The following is a 3,688-nucleotide window of genomic DNA, read 5'->3' on the forward strand; positions in this document are numbered from 1 at the left end:
CTTCTGCTTGTCCCGTTCCCGCTGCCGCTTACTGCGCTCACGGTAATAAGCCCGCTGTTTCCTCTGCTTCTCCATCTCGGCCAATTCCTCCGCTGTCGGCTCCGGCAGAGGGACATCAAACTTGCCGATGAACTTCAAGTAGATGTCTACCTCCTGGGTTCGATCCCCGGTGGAGCGGTCCGGCGCGTGGACTAGAATCTTGTCTATGAACTCATAAATCATCGGCGTGGTCAGTACCGAGAAGTCGGTATACTTCTTCGTCAGCGCAAGAAACTGATCCACCCTGGTTGTGTCCGCCTCGAAAGCATCCAACTCCGCTTGGGCCTTAGTGATGGATTCCTCCAACGCCTCCTGCTCCCGTTCATATTCGCCGGACAGCAGTTCAAACCGCTTTTCTGAAATCTTCTCGGTGGCGTAGGATTCATAGAGTTTCTTTATCAGCCCATTCAACTCACCAGACCGTTTGCGGTCCTTGTTGAGTTTCCGCTTCAAATCCTTCGCGGCCTGGGCCTGCCTGATTTCTGATGCCGCCCGGACCTTCTCAATGAACTCCGACTCGTTAGTGATAGCATAGGCGCTGACGGTCCTGATCGTATCCAGAATCAATGCCCGGAGCGCCTTGGTGCTGATGTAGTGGCCGAAACACTCCTGATGGTAGTGGCGAAATGTCAGCGCATAGGTGGAGCAGTCGTAATGGTCATAGGGATAGAGTCCGCTTACTGGGTCTTTGCCCCTGTTCTCTTTGTTGGCCTGCGCCCGTCCCCGGTGATTATACATCTTCGCGCCGCAGTCGGCACAGTAAAGAAGGCCGGTCAGCGGGTTGGCCTCCCCGGTGGTGTCGGTACGGTGGACGGTCTTTCTGACCTGCTGTGCCAGTTTCCAAGTCTCCGGGTCCACAATGGCCTCATGGGTATGCTCGAAAACCGTCCATTCCTCCGGGGGCCGCTTGATAGCGTGTTTATCCTTGTAGGATTCCTTGTAAGAACGGAAATTGACCGTATGTCCCATGTACTCCGGCTTGGCGAGGATATTCGAGACAGACGTACCGCTCCAATCGTAGGGGCGGCTGTCATCGTAGCTGTTCCGCTACGTTCCCTGCCCCCGCTTGCCCATATAGACTGAGGGCCGCTCAATTCTATCATCCCGAAGGATGCTGGCAATCTCATGGGGGCCGTGTCCCTCCATGCTCAGATGAAAGATGCGCCGCACAACGGCAGCGGCCTCCTCATCGATCAGCCAGTGGTGCTTGTCCTCCGGGTCCTTCCGGTAGCCGTAGATGGCGTGGTTGGTGGTGGGCTTGCCAGCGTTGCCCCGCGCCTGATACGCCGCGCACTGTTTCCGGCTGCAATCCCGCAAAAACCATTCATTTACGATATTAAGGAACGGCACAAATTCTCCCAAACTGCGGTCCGCGCTGTCCACACTATTGCCGATGGCGATGAACCGGACACCCTTCTCTCGAAAGAGAACCTCGGTATAAAATCCAGTTTGGAGATAGTCGCGTCCGATTCGGCTCATGTCCTTGGCAATGACACAGCCGACCTTCCCAGCCTCAATGTCGGCAATCAGCCGCTTCCAATCCGGGCGCTCAAAATTGCCCCCGGACCATCCGTCGTCCGTGTAGTGGACACAATTTGTAAAGCCGCGCTGGGCCGCATAGCTCTCCAAGAGCATTTTTTGATTCACAATCGAATTGCTGTCCCCTGCCGCCTCATCGTCGCGGCTAAGTCTCTCATATAATGCGGTGATTTTCTCCGTCTGCCCACTGCTCATAGGGCGCTCCTTTCAGGCTGACGGCTCATTTGTGGCATCTCAATTATACCACACTCCCGGCTTTTGTCCAGAGTCTCATTACCAATCAACCGCACAATTTTGCCCGTTATCGTCTCCCGCTCGGCTTCATCGAAGTGGACCGTCACCTTGTAGGTGGTGGAGCCGATACGACGGTACATGACGGCGGTGTTCTCGCTGGTTTTCTGAATTGTACTGATAGTTACCTTCCTTTCTTGCGGATAGGCCGCAACCCGTGTTATAATGTGGAATGTTCCTGCTTGATGTAATTGTTTTGCGCTCTCCCTCGTTCCGTGAAAAAATAGAGGCTCACCACGTTCTTCGTTCACGGTAGGCCGTCAAGAGTAATCTATATAACAGCAATTCGATTACCCTTTCACTAATAGGAGAAAAACAGGGGGGCAGGCGGAACCATTTTCAGAAAACCAAGAAAATATTTTTTTGGAGGGGGGTGGACCGGCGGTGTATCACGGGGATAACGACATGGAATTTGAACTCTCGCAGGAGGAACATATCGCGGCGGAGTTGGAGGATGAGCGGGAACAGGCTTTGAAAATCCAGCTCAGGCAAGATGAACGGTCACGGCGGCAGTCCTCGGAATCGAAGGACCCTCCGAAAAAGAAGAAGCTGAAACGTGAGCTACGGCGGGAGGCCCTGACCCGTCTGGAAGAAGCCGCCAGGACACAGAATGAGTTTAATGAGGTAGTTGCTTGGTGGGACAAGCTGGACGAAAACCGGGAGCGGCGGGAACGGGACCATGAGATTTTGCGTGGAGATGTGCCGCTGGAGTACGGCGCTGTGCAGGAAGGAAACATTTTTCCGGCTTTTCTTTGCAGTCCCTTTTGGCGGGAACTTTGCAGCGGGTATTTCCTCAACATCATCTTTGACTGTCCTTATGAAATGCACGAATTATTGGCAGACGATTTTCTGTCAAAGATGATCTTTGAGTTGAAGGAAGATCACAAGGAGCTTTTCTATTATAAAGTCCTCCGGCGGTATAGCAGCGCAGAACTGGGTGCTGTACTGAACCAGACGGACCGGAATATCCGAAAGAAGTGGGCAAGGCTGCTGAAACGGCTGCAAAAGAAGTTGTTCGAGCATATAACAGAAAAAGGCAGCAGCGGGCGGTCCCTGATGCTGCGGGAGAAAATTTTCCTGGAGAAATACAAAAAATCCGTCCTTGACGATGACAAGGACGGATGGTAATATGATTTTGAAATATATAGATTACAGAACGGGAGGGATTGGATGAAGAACCTGTTTCAAAAGGCAAGCTCCCCTTGGGTGAGATACAGTGAGTATGAATACAAGAAAGCCGGGGACGGCAATTTTTATATCACTCCGGCAAAGGGAGCGAAGCCGGAGGTCTACGATCCTCTGAAGGATGCGGAGCGGATGGTGCTGAACGCGCTGAATGTAGGGGCTTTGCAGATGAACCGCAAGGGAGAGGCTGAGGTCCGGGAGGCAGTTATGGGGTTTGTCAGCCGCTATGGGCTGCTGGGGTTTCTGACTGCCCTGCCCACCACGCCGTCTTTCATGGACTATGAGGCCGTGTATCTGCCGAAGAATCATTTTATCCGGGAGGAATCCATGCCGACCCAAGACTACTTGGCGCTGTTTTTCCCTTTTGAGAAGCTGGATATTCAGAAGAAGGGAACGGAATCCCGCTGGAATTTGACAGGCGACAGGGCGATGATGGCGCTGGCCCTGACCATGCAGGACGCGCCCCAGGCGGTGAGCATGAGTTTTCAGCGGGAGTATGCCGAGCGGTATGACTGGCTGGCGCGGCAGTTTAAGGATTTGGCGTTTTCGTTCTATTCCAGTTTCCTTTATTACAACGATTATGATGTGCTGGACGAAATGACCCGTGACCTCTACCGGCAGGGGATGGCGGCGT

Annotated in this window: 3 protein-coding genes and 1 pseudogene; 2 read left to right on the top strand and 2 right to left on the bottom strand. The window is 53.3% G+C overall.

All coding sequences use genetic code 11. The features are described from left to right. Window positions 1-1,773, bottom strand: a pseudogene (locus tag QZ329_RS15220) (recombinase family protein); the annotation flags it as partial. After that, entirely contained in the window at window positions 1,770-2,120 is a 351-nt protein-coding gene (locus QZ329_RS15225; RefSeq protein WP_295753851.1) for a transposon-encoded TnpW family protein, read from the bottom strand. The gene QZ329_RS15225 and the pseudogene QZ329_RS15220, both read right to left, overlap by 4 nt. Before the next feature lie 154 nt (window positions 2,121-2,274). On the opposite strand from QZ329_RS15225, the gene QZ329_RS15230 reads away from it, so the two are divergent. Further along, on the top strand, window positions 2,275-2,997 hold the full coding sequence (locus QZ329_RS15230) for a sigma-70 family RNA polymerase sigma factor (protein WP_295753852.1): 723 nt from the start codon (window positions 2,275-2,277) through the stop codon (window positions 2,995-2,997). 42 nt (window positions 2,998-3,039) lie between these two features. Next, on the top strand, window positions 3,040-3,688 hold a 649-nt coding region (locus QZ329_RS15235; RefSeq protein ID WP_295753853.1), incomplete at its 3' end, for a hypothetical protein.

The organism is uncultured Oscillibacter sp., from assembly GCF_910579365.1.
In the GTDB taxonomy this organism is placed as follows: Bacteria; Bacillota; Clostridia; order Oscillospirales; family Oscillospiraceae; genus Oscillibacter.

What these genes read in the sequence shown, in the direction of transcription:
- QZ329_RS15230 (WP_295753852.1), top strand. Translation starts at nt 2,275, where the DNA reads ATGGAATTTGAACTCTCGCAGGAGGAACATATCGCGGCGGAGTTGGAG.